Below are 21986 nucleotides of genomic sequence, written 5' to 3'. Positions count from 1 at the left end.
CAGGCCATTTCTGGAGGAGACACCATCGTTTTATCGGCTTTCCAGCGCAGTCAGGGAATGTCCGGCCACGAACACAGAGGCGGCAAGCAACCCGATGTCTTTCAGGAGAAACTGACCAGGCGCGACCGAAATGGCCGGGAAACCGAGGCCGGGTTCAATCACGCCGGGTGTCGAGAACATGAAGCTCAAGGTGGTGAAAAACAGCCCGGCAGACAACGCACCACCGACCAACGACAGCTTGGGTGACAGCAGGCGGCCAGCGATCAACACACCGATCGAGACTTCCAGGATGCCGAGCAGACTGGAGAACGTATCGACACTGAAAATGTTATAGACCCAACCCAGGAAAGGACTGTTGCTCACCAGCGGCACCAGGCCCTCGGCTTCGTAGTGTGTAAATTTCATGCCGCCGAACCAGAAGTAAATGAGGGCCAGTGCAGCGTAAGCGCCGTAGGTGCCGATCGCCGTGGTTCTAGCCCCGAGCGATACTTTTGGAGCGACGCCGTTCGTTCTGTCGTTCTCAATGTTCAAGGTAGTCATGATTCAGGCTTCCAATAGTGTGGGGATTCAAACCCAGCGCGGTTTACGTTGGGAGTGGACACAGTGTTGCCTTTGATCCCACGCTCGTGGCTTCTGAACGTATTGAGAACTGTGCAGATCGTCTTGACTCGGTTCTCCTGAGGCCACGCCTGCCAACTGAGGTACTTGGCGGTGCTTTCACCGCTCGGCTACGTCCCGTGTGTCTATGCTAAGTCAGCTCAAATCGCTCTAACGAATAATCCTTGCCTGCCAAGGTAAGCTCAAAAGTGGTGGCACCGAACGTACCCCGTGTCACTTTTTGCTTCACAAGTCGTTTAGCTTGGAGTTGTTTGAGGCCGGCTTCTACTTCTAGTGTGCTGAGTGAGACAAGTTTGCAAACCGAGTTTAAGTTTGCAATTTTTCTGAAGTTCGCATGATAGGCCAACGCTTCCATTAGTAACGTTTGGTTATCTGTCAACTGTGGAAACTGAGGGTTGTTCATTTTGTAAATTTTTCGCTCTATCTCATGCAGCTCGCCGTAAGCTCCCTCAGTGTTGCGGGCGTAGTAAATCGCTAGAGACACGGTGCTGATTGAAATCGCGATAATCATCAGCAGCGACCAATTCGGCATGGGCGTTTCCGTCAAAAGCCAATCCCGAAAATGTAGCAACCCGTTCGTGGTAGCTGCCATCAATGTCAGGTCGAAGTACGTGTCGAGCAGCTTTATGGCAGCCCAGGCGACAAGGAAAATTCCAGCCGAGCAGGCCATAGCCTTGAACATGAGCGGGGGGCGCGTACCGTGTGCTGCCATGCTTCTCGTCTCTAGTGAAGAAACAGATGCTATCAGCATAGCAGTGGAAAAGTGGCTGTCTGGCAGCCGACCTGCAAGGTCAGCTATTGGCCGATTTAAGCCTGTCAGCAAGCGCCATTTCGGTTCTTGCACAATGGCATTGCGGGCAAAGCTGCACTACCGTGTAGGTGTAAGCCGTCGTGCCGCAGTCCTAGAGAGGTGGGTTTCATGAACAACATCATCTACATCGTCGGGTTAGTGGTAGTCGTCGTGGTGATCCTGTCTTTCCTCGGATTTGCATAGGTTTCAATTCCTGCACTCCGCCAATACCACTTGGCAGGTGTTCGGCGTGCCACCGGATCGGCCGGCATAGCGAATGCAATTATCCATGGATTTTTTGCGCGCCATGCTCAAGGTGGTGCCCCAGGCCAGGCCGCCTTCCCCGGCGGTAGGGAGCGCTTTTGCGTAGCAGGCCGAGCCTACGTTCGAGGCCGAATAGCGAGCAGCGGAAGTTTTGCCTGAACATCCCGCGATCAGCGCCAGGCTGATGAGCAGCAGCAGGGAAGGGATGAGCCATGACGAACATTGGCGTGCTGCTTTAACGGTCATCCCGTTTCCCCTGTATCAAGAGGCGTGTTTGGGTCCTGCTCTATACAGATTAGACGGTGTCGGGCCTGGGCTTGTATCAGTTTCAATACTTGGCGAGTTTCAGTACTCCGGCATTGCGCGCTAACGCCCGAGTTTTTGCTTGAGATCGGCTTCACTCCAGACGCCACTGAGCGGACCGCCCGGCAAACCTTCATTGGCTCGCGCCAGCGGGAAAATCACCGGCACAAATCCGGCATCTCGCACTAACCGGGCACCGACATCCCGGGCCTGGGCATCGTCGACGAAAACGGGAATGGCCTTGTCCTTTCCCGACAGGTCTTTCATTGATGCGAAGCCAATGGCGTTGAACGCCCGCGCCAGGTGCACGCCGGGCAGGTATTGCTGGTCTGCCGAGGCGACGCCCAGATCCAGCGCCTTGCGCCCGATGTCTCCGTCTCGACCGCTGAAGGGGTTGCTGGTGCTGAACAGTACTTTGCCGTCCAGCTTGCCTTTCAACTGTTCGGACAGCACCGGCATTGCGCCGTAGGGAACGCTCAACACGATCACATCGCCCCATGCTGCGGCATCGCCGACCGTGCCCGCCCGAGCGTTGGGGCCGGCCGCCTTGACCAGGTCCCTCAGCTCCTCGGGGTGGCGTGACGAAAACATTACCGAGTGCCCGGCCTTAACCCATAACGTGCCAAGCGTACCGCCAACCTTACCGGCGCCAATCACGCTGATCTTGAGAGTGTCCGCCATCGCCTGACTGGCGCAGAGGATCAGGACGGCGAACATCAGAGAGAAGATTCTGGACATGCACTGCGCTCCTCGGTTGCAAAGCGGTCGTGGAATAACCGTAGTAGAGCCAGCGTATAAACGATGCGGTCGGGCAGGGATATTTGATGAACGGAGAGATGCAGGTTCAGCAGGGGCAGCTATTGTCTAGGTGTTCACCTCGCCAGTTGCCGCCCAACCAGCTCGTCCCTGAGGCGGCTGGCGGGGTGGACTCTCTTTGGAGCTTTCAAATAGTGCTGGCTGCACCGCGGCTGTGGCATGGGGAACGGACTACCCCTAAGGGGGCTGCTCGGGACTACGCTGAAACTATGTCGTGCAGCGTTCTTCCCTGGAGCGCCCAATGCCGCCCATCACCACGCGCCTGGTGGCGCTGTTCGTGCTTTGCCTGACGCTCGAAGTGCCAGCCCAGGACAGCGCCTGCCCTGCTGGCGAGAAGCAAGTGTGCCTGGACGAATGCATCTGCCTGCCAGACCTGGGACCGCTGCTCGGCCCCCTGCCTGATGACATCTACCAGATCGCGTCACCGGCCCTGGCGCTGTGGCTGACCCAGGCCCGCGCTGATGCGGCCGTCAACGGAACCCAACCCATTCCACCGCACCTCCGGGAGAAACTGCTGCGCTGGTACGACCCCGGCGTCCTTGATGCCGCCCGCTACAAAGTCAGCGACAACGGTCAATTCAACGCCGCCACCGCCATGCTGCAAAATCCCGATGTCGGCGCCGTGACGCTGATCGACATCATCCTCTTCCGGGATGCGCAAACCGCAGAAGAGAGCATCGCGCTCTGGGCCCACGAACTCAAGCATGTGCAGCAGTATCAGGAGTGGGGGGTAGAAGGGTTTGCCCAGCGATATACGCAAGATTTCAATGCGGTGGAGGCACCGGCTTATGCCATACAGGCAGAAGTCAGGCGGTGGGTGCGAGACGGGACGCTCTGAAGGGGCGTGGATGCGTTATGGAGCATGCTCAGGAGCGCCTTTACAGCTGACGGCTTCTGGCTGATGGTGACGAAGGGTCGCAATCGACCCAAAGCTGTTCTCAGAGCGCTAAAACTGAGGTTGTCACTCGTCAAACAGAATCCAGCCATGGCAAATGCGGTCAACGTCTTTTGCCGTAAAAATAATTCGAGTTCCTCTGGGTCAAATTTTTGTACAGCCAGTGTCCAGGAACAGGGCCTCTCGTTATCACGTATTCCAAGCGGTACTTTCGAACAGCGAATTTGAAAGGCGAGGCGCGCCGGCTGCTGACCAGTACATTGCTTATCAGCGCTTCATCAGCGCTACGGTGAATGTTTCGCTTGCCCGGGAAAGCCAGTTGGCGTTTCACTATTTCAGCGGGCAAGCAGGCTCTCTGCCCGGAATCAAGGAGAACACCTCACGTAAAAAGATGGCCATTTTGCAGCTAAAGAAATGTCCATCCAACACACCGTGCCGCGTATGTCGCCAACTAGTAGTTAGGCGTATGAGTTGGAGGAGTTGCCATGACAACAATCGATGTGAAATCCCGATTCGAAGCAAAGCTTGCCTGCGATATGCTTGCATCCGGCAAGAAGCAGGTTTGCTGTTTCGACCCGTCTGGCTACTGCGGTAAAGCCTTCCGTGCGCCCGAGGCCGAAAATTTTTAATGGAACATTCCGTTGAATGCGCTCGACAAGGCGCTCAACACTGCTCGCTTCGCTCACCGGGACCGGCTAAAGCCGGCTCTTTAGCGCTCATTCCCGGACAACCGTTCTGACAGCTTGCGCGGGTGCTGGAACTGCTCCAGCGATTTTTTGTTGAGCTGCAGCAGTTCCCATACCACGATTTTACAAACTGCCTACTTTGTAGATAGAGGACTGAAGAAACTCGTCGATCAGCGATGCAACCTGTTGTTGGATCACCCCACGTGGGCGAGCGCCGTCGCCATCCCGGCAAATGATGCCATCGCCTGGAACATCTTCTTCGAGCAGTGCCTCCGCACCCGGTTTGCACACTGACAAGAAGCTGAAGTGGCTTGCGTCGCTGATCTCGACGTAACGGCTTGACGCCGGCGGCAGTCGTTTGGCCAGGTTGGCAGATTCCAACTCGGCGGGAAGGTCGCGCGACGGTACGCCGGCAGCGATCACCAGTGTTGGTACAGTAAGCCCGGCCAGGCTTTCGTCGGTCATGCCCCGTGAAAGCCCCAGGTCCAATGTCACCACGGCAGTGACGCGTTTATCGCGCCAATCGGCGGTCAACGCGGCCTTTGATTCTGCGGTGCTTGCGGGGTTTATCTTTCCGTAGACCGTGCAACTTGCTAGTTGCGGGTGGGCTTTGCAGTCACGGACGAAGCGGTCTGGATCGAAGCGAGAACCGGCGATCTCCAGGGCGGTCCAGCCGCCGAGTGAATGGCCCACCACTGCAATTCGGCCATCTGTGACCACGCCGAATTTCTCAGGTTGAGTCGTGACGCTATCAATGGCTCGAGTCAAATCAACGGGCCGCTGCCACAACTGTGCCGCTGCTTGAGGGCTGCGGTCATGAGTGGTGGTGCCAGGGTGATTGATGGCGGCGACGATGTAACCCTTTTGAGCCAGAGCACTGGCAAGCCAGATCTGGTTGCTCCAGTTACCCCTGTACCCGTGGGAGAGCACCAACAATGGATGCTTGCCAGCAGCGGGCGGTGCGTCACGAACGGCAGAAGCCCCGACGAACACCACATCATCGCCAATCAGTTGCGTGGCGGCGGTCGTTGCACTGGGGTACCAGACGACCATCTCCAGTGCGCGGTCATTCTGCGGGTCTTCCAGTGTGGAGGAGTGGAAGCCGACAGGGTTCTCGTCAGCGAGTGCGATAGTCGTCAGCCAGGTCAACAGCAGGGCGGTAAAAGCTATTTTCAATGTCGTTTCTTCCTTGATTAGACGAGTGCATGGCAACCTGAATCCGCCCTCAGCGCATCCACTTTCGTAGGGCGTCGAGGCGAGTGGCTGCATATAAGCACAGACATTAAAGCCCACACTCGAACGGCTGCGCATAACTTTTATCGTCAGCTCTGTTCGCGGTGTTTAGTGAGATGGCTGAGCGTCCTGTCCGCGATGGACCTTCACTGGTTGAATCCACAGACGAGTGCTAACGGTCACTCTTTAGAGTCGCTCGGCTGCGTTCAAGTATAACTACACCGTTTTTCACAAAGGTTTACATCAGTCCTCAATTTCAATCGGTATAGTTTTTTGCAACTTGCGCAACCTGGAAAAGACGCAATGCAGTCGAGCAACACTCTAATAGATCCTGAACTGATAAAGATTCGACGACTGTTCGCAACCCCCCTCGCGAGTATCCAATACCCCGACGCAGAAAGGCTCAATGCTGAATTGAAAGCTATCGTCACACGTCGTATGGCGCAAGATCGCAGCGGTGCCCAGCGTAGCAATGACGGCGGCTGGCAGTCCGCGAACGATTTCCCTGAATGGGGAGGGGAGGCTTGCGATGCTTTGGTTAAGTTTGCTACAGAGTTCGCCATTCAACTGACGGCGGTTCATAGCGAACAATATGGATTAACCGAGCCCGGTTTCGATTGGAAACTCAACGCCTGGGCAAATGTGAATGAGGCAGGCCACAGCAATTCACTCCATGGGCACCCTGGTGCGTTTTGGTCAGGAGTCTACTGGGTCGATGCCGGCGGCCGAGAGGACGATCCCGCGGTGGGAGGTGATCTGGAATTTGTAGACCCGCGCGGTATGGTGGCATCGACCTACAATCCGGCCCTGCGAATGAGAGTCGAAGATTGCCTGACAGCCGGGTTTAGTTGTACGTGTGCCGCCAGAAGTGGAACGTTCATCATGTTTCCGTCATGGCTGATGCATTCAGTGCGACGTTTCGAAGGAACGAGACCGCGAATCTCCATAGCGTTTAACTTTGGTGTTTAAGGCGATTCGATTGACTTGAATCGCCAGGAGGAATAAAGACAGCGCCGGGCTGACTGTCTCCAGAGCCTGGAAACAAACTACCGACTGTGCGCCGCAGCCGCCAATTGCCCGGTATCCACGCGCACAAAAACAGAGTCGCCAACCGCCGTGAGCACGTCCCCGGCGTAGACCTCGCAGATCACACGGGTTTTGCGCCCGACGTCTCCTTCCACTCGGGCACGTAGCGTCAACGGTACGCCCATCGGTGTCGGTTTGATGAACTTGATGCCAAGGTTGCCGGTGACGCAATTGATGCGGGGAAGGCTGGCGGTTTCGCGGTTTTCCGTCCGGTAGTGATACGCCATCGCCGTCCAGTTTGAATGGCAGTCGACCAGCATCGCGATCAAGCCACCGTACACCAGATCCGGCCAGCCACAATACATGGGATCAGGCATGTGTTCGGCCAAGACATGCACGCCGTCTTCATCCCAGAAGCTCTTGATGTGGAGCCCGTGCGGATTGCTGCTGCCGCAGCCATAGCAAACGCCATCAGGCGCGGCGTTGTCTTGCAGGGAGGTGTCGAGACTGGACATAACGGGGTCTTCCTCAAACAGGGGAACCAAACCTGGCGGATTTTAACGCTGCAGCGGGCCGCGGTCACTCGGGCAATCCGGCCAGTAGCAGTCCATCGGCGAACCGCGCAAGATCTTCGGGCCGCTGGATGGGCAGCCATTCCTTCAGCTTCGAGACGCGCAACGCTGGATCAAGTTCGCGCAGGCGCTGCATGGCCTGGCTGGCTTTGTCCATGCGTCCGCTGAGCGCATGACTGGCCGCCAACAGGGCCACCGTTGGCAGGAGGCTGGGCAGGTTTCCCAGCGCCTTTTCCGCCCAGGACGACGCAACGTCGTAGCGCCCGGCGAAGAAATGCGCGAGGGCCATCCCCACCTGCATCCGGAACATTTCCGGATCCAGCGGACTCAAGCGCACGGCATGGGTCAAATGCTCAATCGCATCTTCTGTTTCACCGTGCAGGGCGCGCAGGATGCCGCCCAGATACCAGGCCGGGGCGAGGTTGGGGTTGAGCAAACGTGCCCTGTCGAGCAGCGCGATGCCGCCATCGATATCGCCGGCGAGATGGGCCAGTGCATGTCCGCCGCGCGTCAGCGCCACCGCATCATCCCGGCCGAGCGCCACCGCCAGGCGCGCGAGTCGCGTGCCCTCGGCGATTTCTTGTGTTCGATCGGTCATCCAGCCATTCAACTTGCGCCAGAAATGGCACCAGGCAGCCATGCCATAGGCCGATGCAAATTCCGCATCGAGCTCGATCGCGGTATAGAACAACGGCAGCGCTTCCTCGATGGCTTCCCGGGTGCCACTGTGCAGTTTCGCCATGCCGCGCAGGTAGTAATCGTAGGCGTCCAGGCTGTCGGTCGGCTTGCGCTTGGCGCGCTCGATTTCCGCCCGTTCCAGCTGTGGCGCGATGGCGCCGACGACGCTTTCGGCGATCTGGTCCTGCAGTTCAAAAATGTCGTCGAGCAGGCCTTCGAAGCGTTCCGCCCAGATATGCGTCCCGCTCGTCACATCGATGAGCTGCCCGGTGATGCGTACCTTGTTCCCGGATTTGCGTACGCTGCCTTCCAGCACGTAGCGCACGCCGAGTTCCTGGCCAACGCCTTTGACGTCCACCGCGCGGCCCTTGTAGGTAAAGCTCGAATTGCGTGCGATGACGAACAGCCAACGGATCCGCGAGAGGGCGGCGATGATGTCCTCGACCATGCCGTCGGCGAAATAATCCTGCTCCGGATCGCCGCTCAGATTGTGAAAGGGCAAGACGGTGATGGAGGGTTTTTCCGGCAGGACGAGCGGGGCGCCAGGCAATGGTTTTTGGTCAACAAGCGGGCGTTCGTCGAGGCCTGCTTCGCCGGTCTCGGCGACCTTGATCTCACCGACGAAGCGGTAACCCTTGCGGGCGACCGTGCGCACCAGGCGCTGTTCTTCGCCGGTATCGCCAATGGCCTTGCGCACGGCATTGATGTGGCTGGTGATCGTCGATTCCGAAACGATCCGGCCGCTCCAGACTGCGTTGAGCAGGTCGTCCTTGCTGACGACGCGATCACGGTTGACGACGAGTTGCAGCAAGAGATCGAAGACCTGGGGCCCGATGGCCACGACTTGCCCGCCCAAGGTCAGTTCCCGGCGCTCCTGGTCGAGCACGTAGTCTTCAAACACGAATGGCAAGGTGAGCATCCCCTGGTCGAGCGCCCTCGACTCCGTGTCCGAGCTGGCGATTGATACGTGGTGTCGATCATACGGCAGCTCGAAATTCGCTGCACCGTCCAGCAGGGGAACCCGTCCCGCTGTTGCGCATTTGGACGAAAAACCAAGGGTGTCCAAAGGCAAACTCAAGGCCGGCACAAGGACTTCCCACGCGCGCGCCGTCACTCTTCTCTCCATCGACCGCAATGGTTGCCGTCGAAAGCGGAGGGAGAGAACCCATGAAGATTGTCGTCATCGGAGGCACCGGCCTCATCGGATCGAAACTTGTGAAACGCCTCCGCGAACGCGGCCATGACGTACTCGCCGCGTCCCCCAGCACGGGGGTGAACGCCGTCACCCGCGAAGGCCTGGCCGCCGCGATGGATGGCACCGAGGTGGTCGTCGACGTGGCCAACGCACCGTCGTGGGAGGATAAGGCCGTCCTCGAATTCTTCGAAACGTCCAGCCGTAACCTGCTGGCGGCCGAAGCGGCCGCGGGTGTTCGTCATCACGTAGCCCTATCGGTTGTCGGCAGCGAACGGCTCCCTGACAGCGGCTATTTCGTGGCCAAGATCGCCCAGGAAGACCTCATCAAGGCGTCCGGCATTCCTTACACCATCCTGCGAGCCACGCAGTTTTTCGAGTTTGTCAGCGGCATCGCGCAGGCAGCCACCGAGGGTGAGCAGATTTGCCTGTCGCCGGCGCTGATTCAGCCGATGGCGTCTGACGACGTGGCGGCGGCGCTCGTCGATGTGGCGCTGGCAGCGCCGGTCAATGGCACGGTTGAAGTCGCCGGGCCCGAGGCCATGCCGCTCGCCGAACTGATCCGGCGCTTTCTGCGCGCCACCCAGGATAACCGCAAGGTCGTGCCGGATGTGCACGCGCGCTATTTCGGCTCCGTACTCGACGATCAATCGCTGACCCCCGGCAAAAAACCGCGCCTGGGCACGATCCGTTTCGAGGACTGGATCGCTCAGTCGACGAGCGAAGCGGGGCGCTGAAGCTTGCGCGAAAGCGTTGACCCGCCATTGGGTCGCGTCCTCATGAATCTACACAGCAGGAGAATTGCCATGTTCAGCCGAATCATCCTGGCCGCGGCCTTCGCCGTGTTCTCGCTCACCGCGTCGGCCGCCGACAAGCCCGCGGGCAAGGTAACGGTGGTGTTCGACCGGCCCATTCCCAACATCCCTGGTAAAAGCATGAGGGGCGTGCTGGTCGAGTACGGGCCGGGTGCCGGGTCGCCGGCGCACCTGCACCCCAAATCGGCCTTCATCTATGCAACGGTCCTTGAAGGGGCGATCCGCAGTCAGGTCAACGGCGCGCCGGAGAAGGTCTACACGGCCGGTGAAAACTTCGTGGAAGAGCCAGGCTCGCATCACCAGGTCAGCGCCAACGCCAGCGACACCCAACCTGCACGTCTGCTGGCGGTGTTCGTTCTCGACACCCGTGAAAAGGAACTCGTCATACCCACCGGGAAGTGAGCCCGTCAACGCGCTCATCGACGCTCGATAGCCGGGTGGCAGGGGACTGCTGCCCGGCTGAAGGTCCTAGGCATCAAACAGGAAATGACAACATGAACTCGCACGCAACCGCCGACGCAAGCACCGAACCCCCTGTAGTCGTGGTGCGGCCAGGCAATAAAAAGAGGGTCGGCATCCTGCTGTGCATCGGCGCCGTGGTGGTCCTGGCGGCCGGATGGGCCATGGCGGTGTCGAGCGGCTCGACCTCGACCGACAACGCGTATGTGCGCGGCGACGTCACCTCGCTCGCCGCCAAGGTCGCCGGTTATGTCATGGCGGTCGAAGTCGAGGACAACCAGGCCGTCCGGGCCGGTGAGGTGTTGTTCCGTATCGATGATCGGGACTACCGCGCGCGGCTGGCGCAAGCCGTGGCCAATGTCAGTGCTGCCCAGGCACGCCTGAGCCATGTCGATGCGCAAACCCATCTCCAGCGCTCCCTGATTCGACAGGCCGAAGCCCAACGACGATCGGCCGCTGCCGAGATGAACCTGGCGACCAAGACCCACGATCGCAGCCGCAAACTGATCATCAGCAACGCTGTCAGCCAGGCCCTGGTCGATGAAACCGGGGCGGCACGCTCGAAAACCGAGGCGTCGGTCTCCGCCGCGTCGGCCACGGTGGAGGCTCAACAGCAACGCATCGCCGTGCTAGTGGCCCAGCGCGAAGCGGCCGTCGCGGCGGTGACCCAGGCGCAGGCCGCGCGCGACCTCGCCCAGATCGATCTCGACAGCACCGTGGTGCACGCGCCGGTGGATGGCGTGGTCGGCAACCGTCAGGTGCGCGTCGGCCGGTTCGTGACGCCGGGCGTGGCCTTGCTCGATATCGTGCCGGTGCATGACGTGTGGGTCGTGGCGAATTTCAAGGAAACCCAGCTCGAACATATCCGCCCCGGCCAACGCGTGCGCATCACGGTGGATGGCTACCCCGACGGGGTACTTGATGGCGTGGTCGACAGCTTCGCGCCGGGGAGCGGATCGGCGTTCAGCTTGCTGCCCACCGACAACGCGACCGGGAACTTTGTGCGGGTGGTGCAGCGCGTTCCGGTGAAGATCCGCCTTGCGCATAACCCGTTGCCGGGCCGCATCGTGCCGGGCCTGTCGGCGCGTGTCGAGGTTGAGAGCGGGAGCGGGTCATGAAACCGGTAGCCACCGCCACGCCGGGCAACGCCAGCACGACGTCTGGCGTCTTGCTCATGCTGGGTATCGTGTTGGCCGTGCTGACGGAAGCGATTGCCAGCACCGTGCTGTCCCTCGGCCGCAGCGACATCATCGGTGACACTTACGCAACGCCTGATGAGTTTGCCTGGCTGGACGTCGGTTACACCGCGCTCAAGTTGATCGGCTTCATGACATCCCCTTGGCTGCTGAGCCGTTTTGATCCGCGTCAGGTGATGATCGGCGCACTCACGGCGATGGGCCTGGCGTGTGCTATTGCCATCATCACCGCTCAACTGGACGTGCTGGTGGTGCTGCGGATGATTCAAGGCTTCGCGGGAGGTACGCTGCTGGTCGGGGGCCAGGCGATCATATTTCGCGGCTATCGCCGCGCCCATCAACCCATCCTTCAAGCCGTGTTTGCCATGGGCGCCGTGGTTGCGCCCGCGACGATTGCTCCAGCCCTGCAAGGGTGGTTGATCGACAGCCAATCCTGGATCTGGATCTTCTTCAGTGTCGTGCCGCTTGCCTTGGCGGCCATCGGACTGTTGCTGATCGCAGACCGCCCGACGCCGGCCAAAAACCGGCAGCGTCCGTTTGACTGGATCGGCTTTGTGCTGGCCTCGGCCTCGCTGTTCTGTCTCACCTACGTGCTCAGCCAGGGCAGCCGCTGGGACTGGTTCGAGGAACCGCGCATTGTGTGGCTGAGTGTGATCGGCATCGCTGCTTTGTTGGCTTTTCTCGGCCAGCAACTGTTGATCAAAGGCCAAGGGTTGCTCGACTTCACGCTGTTCAAATCCAGCGATTTTTCCTTCGCTTTTATCGTCAGTTTTGTCGCTGGCGCCGCGCTGTTCGGGAGCGCGTTCCTGATTCCGGCGTTCGCCTTGTCGGTCCTCGCGTTCACGCCGACCGATGCCGGCCTGCTGCTGTTGCCCAGTGGCGGGTTTTTTATCGGTGCGCTGCTGATTGCCGCCTGGCTCATGCAGGCCCGCCAGGTTGCGCCGTTTGCCACGGTGCCCTTTGGCATCCTGATGATCATGGTTGCGATGTGGATGCTGTCCGGTTCGACCAGCGAAAGCGGCAGCGACGACATGATGGCCGCCATCCTGTTGCGCGGCCTGGGCCTTGGCTTTCTGTTTCTGTCGATCACCCTGATCGCATTCAGCGACCTCAACCGTCGCAACCTCGCCTGCGGCATAGGTCTGTTCAATACCGGGCGCCAATTGGGGGGGCTGATGGGCGTTGCGGGTCTTCAGACGTTGATCGAGCACAACGTGGTCAGCAATGCCGTGGTCCTCGGCACCAGCGTCACGCCAGGAGGCGCCGCAGTGATTGAACGGCTGTCGACCACCACCGCCATGCTGATGGCGAAAGGGATGGATGCAGTGGCCGCCGGCCGCGCGGCGACTAACCTTTTGGGGCGAGTCGTTTCAGGGCAATCAACCGTGATTGCCTTCGACTCAGCGTTCCTCGCTGTGACCCTGCTGTTTGCCGTCGCCGCGCCCGTGCTGGTGGGCATCAAGATCGCATTCGCGCGACACGCGAAAGGGCATGCTGGGTGACCCCGGCCCTTCATGAGCCTGCGCTGACCAGCGAGCGCACGCGCTGGCCGAGGTCGTTCAGGCTGAACGGCTTGGTCAATAGCCGGGTCGTCGAATCAACGGAAACCAGGTTCGAACCTCCGGCAAAACCAGTGATGAACAGCACTTTGAGTTGTGGGTATTTCCCCTTGAATTCCGCCGCCAGGGCGACCCCGTTCATCCCTCCAGGCAAGCCGATGTCTGTCAGCAGCAGGTCGATGTGTTCCAGCTTTTCCGCTTGTCTGAGGGCAGAGACGCTGTCGACCGCTTCAATGACCCGATAGCCCATGTCAGACAAAAACTCCGAGGCCATTTGCCGAATGGCCGTTTCATCGTCCACCAGCAGGATGGTTTCGTTTTGACCGAACGGCTCCGCTGATTGAGTCTCGTCCGGATCGGGAATGTTCTGGGCGGGTTGCGAATTGTCCACTGGAAAGAACATCGTCACGGTGGTGCCCACACCCAGGCTGCTGTGAACCCTGACCTGCCCACCGGATTGCTGGGTGAAGCCGTAAATCATCGAGAGACCCAGGCCCGTGCCTTCCCCAATCTTTTTGGTGGTGAAGAACGGGTCAAAAATGCGCGATAAATTCTCCGCGCTGATGCCCGTGCCTGAGTCCGTCACCGATATCGTGACATAGGACCCTGAAGGCACCATTTTCTCGGTAGACGATGCCTGATCGATGACGCATCGATCGACCCCCAGATTCAGGGTGCCGCCATTGGGCATGGCATCCCGGGCATTGATCGCGAGGTTGAGCAGCGCGTTTTCCAGCTGGTTGAGGTCACACCTGATGCGGTCGTTTGCGCGAAAGGAGCATTCGACGATGATGCTGGGGCCGACCGAGCGCCGGATCATTTCATCCAGGCCTGCCACCACATTTCGGGGTTCGAGCAGTTCAGGCTGGAGTGATTGCTGTCTCGAAAACGCCAGCAGACGCTGGGTCAAGGCAGCGGCCCGTGAGGCTGAGGTCATCGCCACGCAGGCATAGCGAGTCAGCTCATCGAAACGCCCCGCATCGATGCGTCGTTGCAACAGCTCCAGGCTGCCGATGATGCCCGCCAGCAAGTTGTTGAAGTCATGGGCGATGCCGCCAGTCAGTTGGCCAACCGCTTCCATTTTCTGACTTTGCCGAAGCTTGGATTCGGTCATGGCGCGTTCTTGCTGTTCGGATTCAAGCTGAGCCGTGCGCTGGGCAATACGGTCCTCAAGCAAGTCGTTCCATTCTCGAAGCGCGCCCTCCAACTGCACGCGCGTGTCGATATCCTCGAGGGTTCCGTACCACTGTTCACTTTGTCCGGCAGCGTCGAAGCTGCGCAGTGCCCGGGTTCTGAACCAGCGATATTCCCCGGTGTTTTTTTGCAGCCGCACTTGCGTGTCGAACGGCTCCAGGGTGGCCAGGGATCGACTCCAGAGGTTCTCCAGGGATTCCCGGTCCTCAGTGTGAGCCGCTTTGGCCCATTGATGCCCTAATGTCTCTGCCGGGGTCATCCCGGTGTATTCGAACCAGCGCTGATCGATAGACGTCAGTGTGCCGGCCTTGTCCGCCGTCCAGGGCCAAAGCGGATTGAGTTCCGCCGCGATCCGGTAGTGCCTTTCGCTTTCACGCAATCGCTCTTCCGTCGAACGCATGGCCTGCAGGGTATTGGAGCGCTTTAACACCGCGCCGAGCAGGTTGCTGTAGACACGAAGAAAATCGATATCGCTGTCCGTAAACCGGCGAGGGCTTCGACTGTCGACTTCGAAGATGCCGAATGGGCGATTCTCAGTGGCCCCGTACACCAGAACGTTGACGAAGGCTTTTACCCCGTTTTTCTTTTGAAAGTCGTGATAGCGGAAGCGAGTTTCTGTCGAAATATCCGTCGAAATCACCGGGGCGTCGGTGGCCAGTGAAAACCGCTCCGGGCTTCCTTCGCAGGCTTGAACCCGGACCTTTCCGACTACATCCGGGGTCCAGCCAACGCCGTTTCGCACCACGAACGTGACGCCGTCCTCCTGCAACAGCATGAACTTGGCCAGATGAGTCTCAAGCGCATCCCCGACCAAACGACAGGCTTCGTCGAGGATATGTTCAAGATCGTCTGACACCAGCGCCAGCTCGCCAAACTCGGCAAGCACCTTGCGTTGGCGCAGTAACGTCGCCTCGATTGCCATGTTCTCACCTACGCAGATTTATATATCCGAGGCTGGCCCTCCGACTAGGTTCCACCGGTATGACCGAATGCGTGAGGTTTCTTTGTTTTGAGCGTGTGGCGGCGCTTTAATCGAGCGGATGTCAGCGCTCCCTGACCGTCGCTGTGCTGTTGCGCAAGGTCAATTTGAACGGCAACACCACATGCCGTTGTGCGATCGGTTTCTTTTCGATCAGCGCAATCAACATCTCCACGGCTTTCTGGCCGAAGGTTTCGGCCGGTTGCGAGATGGTCGTCAGGGGCGGATCGCAGTACGCGGCGAAAGGGATGTCGTCGAAACCCACCAATGAAATGTCCTCGGGCACTCGCAGGCCCTGTTGCTTGATGCGTTTCAACGCACCGATGGCCATTTCATCGTTTTCGCAAAACAGCGCCGTGGGGCGGTCGGGTAATTCCAGCATCGCGGCGGCGCCGTCATGACCGGCCTTCAGGCTGAAGTCACCGTGGCAGATCAGCGCGGGATCTGACGCGATGCCGGCCTGATGCAAGGCGTCCTGATAACCGGCCACGCGATCTCGGGTCAGCGGGCTGCTTTTCGGGCCTTTGATCAGGCCGATACGGCGGTGGCCGAGTTCGATCAAATGCTCGGTCATGGCCTTGGCGGCGGCGCGGTTGTCGAGGCTGATGGTGGGATGACGGCCGCCCTGAATCACCTCGCAGGCGTTGACGATCGGCGGTAGTTCGGCGCTGGGGAAGGGCGCTTCGAAAGGGTCGTAGGCGCGCAACTGGATCACGCCATCGGCTTGATGGGCGTACACCAATTCGGCAAATTCCCGTTCGATTTCCTCGCGGCCCTGGGTGTCGCACAGCAACAGCCGATAACCGGCGAGCTGGGCCGCTTGTTGCGCGCCGCTGATCACCTTGGCGAAAAAGGTGTTGGCGACGGTCGGCACCAGAATTACCAGGTTGCCGGTTCTGCGCGAACGAAATTGCACCGCCATCAGGTTCGGTCGATAACCGGCTTTTTCCACGGCGGCGTTGACCTTGTCGCGCGTGTCGGGGAGCACGCGCTCAGGCGACTTCAGCGTTCGGGACACCGTGGCGACGGAGACGCCTGCCAGCCGGGCTACTTCGCGAATATTGGACAAGACCACCTCGTTATCGAACTGTGCAGCGGCGAGCTTAGCGCAGGTCGACGCCACCCCGAAATTTTCCTGGCGATTCATTCTGGGTTTGACACCTCGTCAAACAGGGCCTAAATTTCCGCCATGATGTAACCGGTTACATCGGCTTGAGGATGGATGCCTTTAAAGCCGTCTGAAGCCACCTCAAACAGAGAAGAATTGCTATGACTGTTCCATTGGCAAAAATAAGAATGGGCTTTGTCGGTGGCGGAGAGGGTGCCTTCATCGGTCAGGCCCACCGTCAGGCTGCGGGGCTCGAGGGTCGTTTTGAATTGGTGTGCGGCGCGTTCAGTCGCGACGCCCGCAACAATCAAGACACCGGTGCCGCGTTGGGTTTGTCCGCTTCGCGTTGCTACAGCGACTGGCGGCAGATGCTTGAGGCCGAGCGCGCGTTGCCCGCCGATCAGCGCATGGAACTGCTGATCATCGTCACGCCCAATCACCTGCACGCGCCGATTGCCAGCCAGGCGCTGAGCGCGGGGTTTCATGTGTTCAGCGAGAAACCGGCGGCGTTGAATCTGGCCGAGTTGCTGCCACTCAAGGCCGTCCTTGAGCGCAGTGATCGCCTCTATGGCCTGGCCCACACGTACCTGGGTTATCCGATGGTCTGGCAGGCGCGGCAGATGGTTCGCGACGGCGTGATCGGCACCGTGCGCAAGGTGATCGTCGAATACCCCCAGGGCTGGCTGAGCGAGGATGTGGCGGGGCAGGGCAACAAGCAGGCCGGCTGGCGCGATCTGCCTGAGCAGTCCGGGTTGGGCGGCTGCGTCGGCGATATCGGCACCCATGCCTTTTCATTGGCCGAATTCGTCGCGGACCAACCCATCCAGCACCTGTGCGCGATGTTGAATACCCACATCGCCAGTCGGCAACTCGACGACGACGCCGCGATGCTGTTCAGGATGGCCGACGGCGCCAGCGGTGTGTTGATTGCCAGCCAGGTCTGTGCTGGTGAAGAGAATCCGTTGAAGATCCGCATCTACGGCGACAAGGGCGGCCTGGAATGGCGTCAGGAAGAACCGGCGAGCCTGATCCATCGTTCCCTGGATCAACCCATGCGCGTGCTGCGCTCCGGTGTCGGCCAACCCTGGTTGTGCGACGCCGCGACCCGGCGCATGCGTCTGCCGGCGGGGCATCCCGAGGGCTATCTGGAAGCCATGGCCAACCTCTACGGCGATTTCGCCAACGCGATCCGCAGCAACGTTGTCGACAATGCAGCCCCCGGCGTGCCGGGCATCGATGTCGGGATGCGTGGCATGGCTTTCATCGAAGCCGTGATCGCCAATCATCGCGGCGACACGAAATGGACCGAACTGGTCTGCCCTCAATGACCCCGGAGCACACACCCGTGAACCCTACTTCTCAAGCAGGCCTGCGCGGCCCGGGAATTTTCCTCGCGCAGTTCATGTCCGCCGAAGCGCCCTTCGACACACTGGCCAATATCGCCCAGTGGGCGGCGTCCCAAGGCTACAAGGCCATTCAGTTGCCGACCCTGGGCACGCAGTATATCGACCTGGCGCGCGCCGCCGACAGCCAGGATTACTGCGACGAATTGAAAGCTGTTTGCGCTAAAGCGGGCGTCGAGATCAGCGAGTTGTCGACGCACCTGCAAGGCCAGTTGGTGGCGGTGCATCCGGCTTTCGACACCTTGTTCGACGACTTTGCCCCGGCGCATTTACGCGGCCAGCCCCAGGCGCGCACCGAGTGGGCGATCGAGCAATTGAAACTCGCCGCCCGCGCCAGTCAGCGCTTGGGGTTGAAGGCCCACGCGACCTTCTCCGGCGCGCTGCTGTGGCCTTATGTCTACCCATGGCCGCAACGCCCAAGCGGGTTGGTCGAACAAGGCTTTGCCGAACTGGCGAAACGCTGGTTGCCGATTCTTGATTGCTTCGAGGAGGCCGGCGTCGACCTGTGCTACGAAATCCACCCCGGCGAAGACCTGCATGACGGCGCCTCGTTCGAGCGTTTTCTGGAGGCGGTGGATCACCATTCACGCGCCGCGATCTTGTATGACCCCAGCCATCTGCTGCTGCAGCAAATGGACTACCTCGGTTTCATCGATCGTTACCACGCGCGCATCCGCATGTTCCACGTCAAAGACGCCGAGTTCCGGCCCGATGCGCGCTCGGGCGTATACGGCGGTTACCAGGGTTGGGTCGAGCGGCCGGGGCGTTTCCGTTCGCTGGGCGATGGCCAGATCGACTTCAAATCGATCTTCAGCAAATTGACCCAATACAACTTCAGCGGCTGGGCCGTGCTCGAGTGGGAGTGTTGCCTCAAGGATTCCGCTCAGGGCGCCGCGCAAGGGGCGGCGTTCATCGAGCAGCACATGATCACCAAGACGCAGAAGGCGTTCGATGACTTTGCCAGCGTGCAGTCGGACGAAGGTTTCAATAGGCGGTTGCTGGGCTTGCCCGACGCCTGATCACAACGTTGTTCGCTCCTCTCTACAACAAGAAAAACAATAAGACGGTGACTGTTATGTCCACGATGACCGCGCGATTGAGCGCCATGATGTTCCTGCAATTCTTTATCTGGGGCGGATGGTTCGTCACCCTCGGTACGTTCCTCGCCAGTAACCTGGGCGCCACCGGCGGGCAGATCGGCATGGCGTTCTCGACCCAGTCCTGGGGCGCGATCATCGCGCCCTTTGTGATCGGCTTGATTGCCGACCGCTTCTTCAATGCCGAACGCATCCTCGCGGTGCTGCACCTGGTCGGCGCCGTGTTGCTGTATCAGCTGTATCGAGCGCCGGACTTCAGCACGTTTTACCCCTACGTGCTGGCGTACATGATGATCTACATGCCGACCCTGGCACTGGTGAACTCAGTCGCGTTCCGGCAGATGCGCGACCCGGCCCTCGAGTTCTCGCGCATCCGCGTGTGGGGGACCATCGGCTGGATCGTGGCCGGTGTGGTGATCAGCTTCGTGTTTGCCTGGGATTCCCAGGCCATGATTTCGTCAGGCGGGTTGCGCAATACCTTCCTGATGTCGGCAGTTGCCTCTCTGGTGCTCGGCCTCTACAGCTTCACATTGCCGCGTACCGCACCTCTGAAGCCTGAAGTGGGTCGCAGCGGCCTCAAGCAAATGCTCGGGCTCGATGCCCTGAGCTTGCTGAAGGACCGCAGTTATCTGGTGTTCTTCATCGCCTCCATTTTGATCTGCATTCCCCTGGCGTTTTATTACCAGAATGCCAACCCGTTTTTGGCGGAGATCGGCGTGACCAACCCGACGGCGAAGATGGCCATCGGGCAGGTTTCCGAAGTGCTGTTCATGTTGCTTCTACCGCTGTTCATTCACCGCTTCGGGATCAAGATTGCGCTCTTGGTTGGCATGCTGGCGTGGGCCTTGCGCTATTTGCTGTTTGCCTACGGTAACAATGGCGACCTGGCGTTCATGCTGTTTACCGGCATCGCCTTGCACGGCATCTGCTACGACTTCTTCTTCGTGTCCGGCCAGATCTACACCGATGCCAAAGCACCGGAACGCTTCAGAAGCTCGGCGCAAGGCCTGATTACTTTGGCAACTTACGGCTTGGGCATGCTGATCGGATTCTGGGTCGCAGGGCAGGTGACCGACCACTTTGCGCTGACGGGCAGCCATGACTGGAAGAGCATCTGGTTGTTCCCTGCCGGGTTCGCACTGGCGATATTTTTCTGCTTTGCGCTGGCGTTCAAGGGGCGGCAGGCCGCAGGTGTTCAATCGACGGTCTGAACGACGCGTAGCCCACACTCACCGCCGCGGTTCGGCCACCAACAGCAACGACTGCGGCACCTGGCTTTGCGGGTGCTGCGGCTCCTGCAGGCCGGCCAGCCGAAACCCGGCCATGTCCAGCGCATTCAGCCAACTGGACAAGGTGCGGAAATACCACGGCATCGGTTGCCACTGGCCCTTGAACCCGTCGAAGGTCTCTTCCCGCCAACCATCCTGATAGTCGCCCGCCGCCACGGCCCACGGATGCAGCGTCTGGATCACCAACGCGCCGCCTGGGGCGAGCAGCGTGTTCATGGCGGCGAGCAGCGGGATGATGTCCTGGTGCAGCAACGCGAAGTTGGCGCAGATCAGGTCGTAATCGCGACCGATGTCCACCTTCGCCTCCACCAACGCTTTATAGCTCGCCAGATGCACCGATGAAGAGCCTGCCGCCCGCGCCGCCTCGACCAGCGTCCCATCGCCATCCACACCAACCGCCGTGATGCCCCGTTTAGCCAGCGCACGCAACAGCCAGCCTTCGCCGCAACCCAGGTCGAGCACGCACTCCGGCTGGCGACCCAGCACCGCCAGCAGGATGGCCTGGTCGGTGACCGTGAGGCGGCTTTCGATGGCGCCGCTGCGGATGGCTTCGATCCAGGCGTGGGCGTTGTGGTGCCAGCTGTCGAGGAGGGTGGATTCGGGGGTGGGCATGTCGAAGTCCGGCGTTGTGGGTTGGTTGGAAGGATAGGACAAGTGTCAGGATTGACTGGCTTATGCAGGTCGTGAATCGTTAGCCGACTTGCCGCCTTCTTACCAGCCTTTCACTCCGCTCATATCGGGCAGCTTGTGAGCAATGCCTTTGTGGCAGTCGATGCAGGTGGCCTCACCGTTGGCCAGGGACGTCGAATGCATGGCAGAAGCGCGCTTGCCCTGGCGCGTGAAGTCCATGAACTCGAAGTTATGGCAGTTGCGACATTCGCGAGAGTCGTTGGCCTTGAGCCTGGCCCACTCATGTTCGGCCAGTTCGCGGCGCAGGGTGAGGAACTTGTCGCGGGTATCGATGGTGCCGAAAATCTTGCCCCACACCTCCTTTGAAGCCTGCATCTTGCGCGCGATCTTATGCGTCCATTCGTGGGGCACGTGGCAGTCAGGGCAACTGGCGCGTACGCCGGAACGGTTGGTGTAGTGAATCGTATCCTTGAGCTCGACGAATACGTTGTCGCGCATTTCGTGGCAGGAAATGCAGAACTTTTCGGTATTGCTCAGCTCGAGCGCGGTGTTGAAACCGCCCCAGAAAATGATGCCGGCGATAAAGCCGCCCAGCGTCAGAAAGCCCAGGCTGTAGTAGAGGCTCGGACGACGCAGAATGCCCCAGTAATCCTTGAGCAAGGCGAACAGTGCTTTCATGTTGCCTCCTCAGCGTTTCTGCGCGGCGTTGGCGTCGTCTTGCAGTATTTTGTCGATGGTCTCGAAGCGGTTGCCCACCAAAGGGACAGCCTCTGTTTGCGGCACGTGGCATTGGTTGCAGAAGTATCGGCGCGGTGACACCGCCGCCAGCGGCTGGCCGTCGCGGTCCATGTAGTGGGTGATGCTGATCATCGTCGCCTGCGTCCGCGCGCTGTTGGCCCGGCTGTGACAGGACAGACACTTGTTGCCGTTCATGTCGATCTGATAACCGCGAATGCTGTGGGGGATGGTGGGCGGCTGATCCGGGTAGTTGCGTTCGCGCTTGAGGTCCTTGTTTTCTTCGTTGGCGATGGGCGGGGCCGGCAGGATCTGGGTCAGTGTTCCGCCGGGCCGACGCCCGTCCGGCCCGGGCGCATCGAGCGGGTAGTTGACCTCGGCGGCGATCACCACGCCCATCGCAGCGAGCAGGAGCAACGGCAGGATTCGAAAAGGCATGACGGTTCTCC

Annotated in this window: 21 protein-coding genes and 1 pseudogene; 10 read left to right on the top strand and 12 right to left on the bottom strand. The window is 60.0% G+C overall.

The annotated features are described in order from the left end of the window. Positions 1 to 30 precede the first annotated feature (30 nt). From ACA072_RS17165 to ACA072_RS17150, 4 genes are all read right to left on the bottom strand, one after another. Positions 31 to 540 carry a YkgB family protein gene (locus ACA072_RS17165; protein WP_497619264.1) on the bottom strand — a complete coding sequence of 170 codons (510 nt, stop codon included), beginning with the start codon at positions 538 to 540 and terminating at the stop codon, positions 31 to 33. Positions 541 to 748: 208 nt separating this feature from the next. Beyond that, entirely contained in the window at positions 749 to 1330 is a 582-nt protein-coding gene (locus ACA072_RS17160) for a hypothetical protein (protein WP_497619262.1), read from the bottom strand. A gap of 285 nt (positions 1331 to 1615) precedes the next feature. Beyond that, positions 1616 to 1918, bottom strand: coding sequence for a hypothetical protein (locus ACA072_RS17155; protein ID WP_497619260.1), 303 nt, complete (start codon positions 1916 to 1918; stop codon positions 1616 to 1618). Between the two features lie 120 nt (positions 1919 to 2038). Beyond that, a complete protein-coding gene (locus ACA072_RS17150) occupies positions 2039 to 2713 on the bottom strand; it encodes an NADPH-dependent F420 reductase (protein ID WP_497619258.1) in 675 nt (224 codons plus the stop codon). A 319-nt stretch (positions 2714 to 3032) separates the two neighbouring features. Between ACA072_RS17150 and ACA072_RS17145 the strand changes: the two genes are divergently transcribed. Further along, positions 3033 to 3629 (top strand): eCIS core domain-containing protein, encoded by a 597-nt coding sequence (locus ACA072_RS17145; RefSeq protein ID WP_497619256.1) that lies wholly within the window; start codon positions 3033 to 3035, stop codon positions 3627 to 3629. A 584-nt stretch (positions 3630 to 4213) separates the two neighbouring features. Beyond that, positions 4214 to 4315: pseudogene (locus ACA072_RS17140) on the top strand (YdeI/OmpD-associated family protein); the annotation flags it as partial. Between the two features lie 180 nt (positions 4316 to 4495). Here the strand turns inward: ACA072_RS17140 and ACA072_RS17135 are convergent. Next, a complete protein-coding gene (locus ACA072_RS17135; RefSeq protein ID WP_497619254.1) occupies positions 4496 to 5548 on the bottom strand; it encodes an alpha/beta hydrolase family protein in 1053 nt (350 codons plus the stop codon). Positions 5549 to 5908: 360 nt separating this feature from the next. Here ACA072_RS17135 and ACA072_RS17130 point away from each other — a divergent pair, with 360 nt between their 5' ends. Further along, positions 5909 to 6574 (top strand): TIGR02466 family protein, encoded by a 666-nt coding sequence (locus tag ACA072_RS17130; RefSeq protein ID WP_497619252.1) that lies wholly within the window; start codon positions 5909 to 5911, stop codon positions 6572 to 6574. Between the two features lie 77 nt (positions 6575 to 6651). Here the strand turns inward: ACA072_RS17130 and ACA072_RS17125 are convergent, their stop codons facing one another. Together ACA072_RS17125 and ACA072_RS17120 are read right to left on the bottom strand one after the other, a co-directional pair. Then, positions 6652 to 7146 carry a PaaI family thioesterase gene (locus tag ACA072_RS17125; protein WP_497619250.1) on the bottom strand — a complete coding sequence of 165 codons (495 nt, stop codon included), beginning with the start codon at positions 7144 to 7146 and terminating at the stop codon, positions 6652 to 6654. Between the two features lie 64 nt (positions 7147 to 7210). Continuing rightward, the gene (locus ACA072_RS17120; protein WP_497625005.1) at positions 7211 to 8791 is read right to left on the bottom strand and encodes a winged helix-turn-helix domain-containing protein; all 1581 of its coding nucleotides are present in this window, start codon (positions 8789 to 8791) and stop codon (positions 7211 to 7213) included. A gap of 257 nt (positions 8792 to 9048) precedes the next feature. Here ACA072_RS17120 and ACA072_RS17115 point away from each other — a divergent pair, with 257 nt between their 5' ends. The 4 genes from ACA072_RS17115 (at position 9049) to ACA072_RS17100 (ending at position 13045) form a co-directional block, all read left to right on the top strand. After that, a complete protein-coding gene (locus ACA072_RS17115) occupies positions 9049 to 9810 on the top strand; it encodes an SDR family oxidoreductase (RefSeq protein WP_497619248.1) in 762 nt (253 codons plus the stop codon). 69 nt (positions 9811 to 9879) lie between these two features. Beyond that, positions 9880 to 10290 carry a cupin domain-containing protein gene (locus ACA072_RS17110; protein WP_497619246.1) on the top strand — a complete coding sequence of 137 codons (411 nt, stop codon included), beginning with the start codon at positions 9880 to 9882 and terminating at the stop codon, positions 10288 to 10290. A 92-nt stretch (positions 10291 to 10382) separates the two neighbouring features. After that, positions 10383 to 11465, top strand: coding sequence for an HlyD family secretion protein (locus ACA072_RS17105; RefSeq protein ID WP_497619245.1), 1083 nt, complete (start codon positions 10383 to 10385; stop codon positions 11463 to 11465). Further along, positions 11462 to 13045, top strand: a complete 1584-nt coding sequence (locus ACA072_RS17100; RefSeq protein WP_497619243.1) for a DHA2 family efflux MFS transporter permease subunit — start codon at positions 11462 to 11464, stop codon at positions 13043 to 13045. The genes ACA072_RS17105 and ACA072_RS17100 overlap by 4 nt, the downstream gene beginning before the upstream one ends. A gap of 10 nt (positions 13046 to 13055) precedes the next feature. On the opposite strand, the gene ACA072_RS17095 is transcribed toward ACA072_RS17100, so the two are convergent. Together ACA072_RS17095 and ACA072_RS17090 are read right to left on the bottom strand one after the other, a co-directional pair. After that, a complete protein-coding gene (locus tag ACA072_RS17095) occupies positions 13056 to 15218 on the bottom strand; it encodes an ATP-binding protein (protein WP_497619241.1) in 2163 nt (720 codons plus the stop codon). A gap of 121 nt (positions 15219 to 15339) precedes the next feature. Further along, positions 15340 to 16344 carry a LacI family DNA-binding transcriptional regulator gene (locus tag ACA072_RS17090; RefSeq protein ID WP_497625004.1) on the bottom strand — a complete coding sequence of 335 codons (1005 nt, stop codon included), beginning with the start codon at positions 16342 to 16344 and terminating at the stop codon, positions 15340 to 15342. A 227-nt stretch (positions 16345 to 16571) separates the two neighbouring features. Here ACA072_RS17090 and ACA072_RS17085 point away from each other — a divergent pair, with 227 nt between their 5' ends. Genes ACA072_RS17085 through ACA072_RS17075 form a run of 3 tightly spaced genes read left to right on the top strand, consistent with a single transcriptional unit; the run spans position 16572 to position 20094 of the window. Then, entirely contained in the window at positions 16572 to 17711 is a 1140-nt protein-coding gene (locus ACA072_RS17085; protein ID WP_497625003.1) for a Gfo/Idh/MocA family protein, read from the top strand. After that, entirely contained in the window at positions 17708 to 18805 is a 1098-nt protein-coding gene (locus ACA072_RS17080) for a sugar phosphate isomerase/epimerase family protein (RefSeq protein WP_497625002.1), read from the top strand. Before ACA072_RS17085 ends, ACA072_RS17080 begins: the two co-directional genes overlap by 4 nt. Positions 18806 to 18861: 56 nt before the next feature. Then, positions 18862 to 20094, top strand: a complete 1233-nt coding sequence (locus tag ACA072_RS17075) for a nucleoside permease (RefSeq protein WP_497619239.1) — start codon at positions 18862 to 18864, stop codon at positions 20092 to 20094. 18 nt (positions 20095 to 20112) lie between these two features. Here the strand turns inward: ACA072_RS17075 and ACA072_RS17070 are convergent, their stop codons facing one another. From ACA072_RS17070 to ACA072_RS17060, 3 genes are all read right to left on the bottom strand, one after another. Beyond that, positions 20113 to 20784, bottom strand: coding sequence for a class I SAM-dependent methyltransferase (locus ACA072_RS17070; RefSeq protein WP_497619237.1), 672 nt, complete (start codon positions 20782 to 20784; stop codon positions 20113 to 20115). 99 nt (positions 20785 to 20883) lie between these two features. Continuing rightward, the gene (locus tag ACA072_RS17065; protein WP_497619235.1) at positions 20884 to 21480 is read right to left on the bottom strand and encodes a cytochrome c3 family protein; all 597 of its coding nucleotides are present in this window, start codon (positions 21478 to 21480) and stop codon (positions 20884 to 20886) included. Between the two features lie 9 nt (positions 21481 to 21489). Continuing rightward, positions 21490 to 21975, bottom strand: coding sequence for a nitrate reductase cytochrome c-type subunit (locus ACA072_RS17060; protein ID WP_497619233.1), 486 nt, complete (start codon positions 21973 to 21975; stop codon positions 21490 to 21492). Positions 21976 to 21986 lie beyond the last annotated feature (11 nt).

The organism is Pseudomonas sp. LBUM1656, assembly GCF_059716065.1.
Note: the sequence above shows the minus strand (reverse complement) of the source record. Positions and strands in the feature narration are given on the sequence as shown.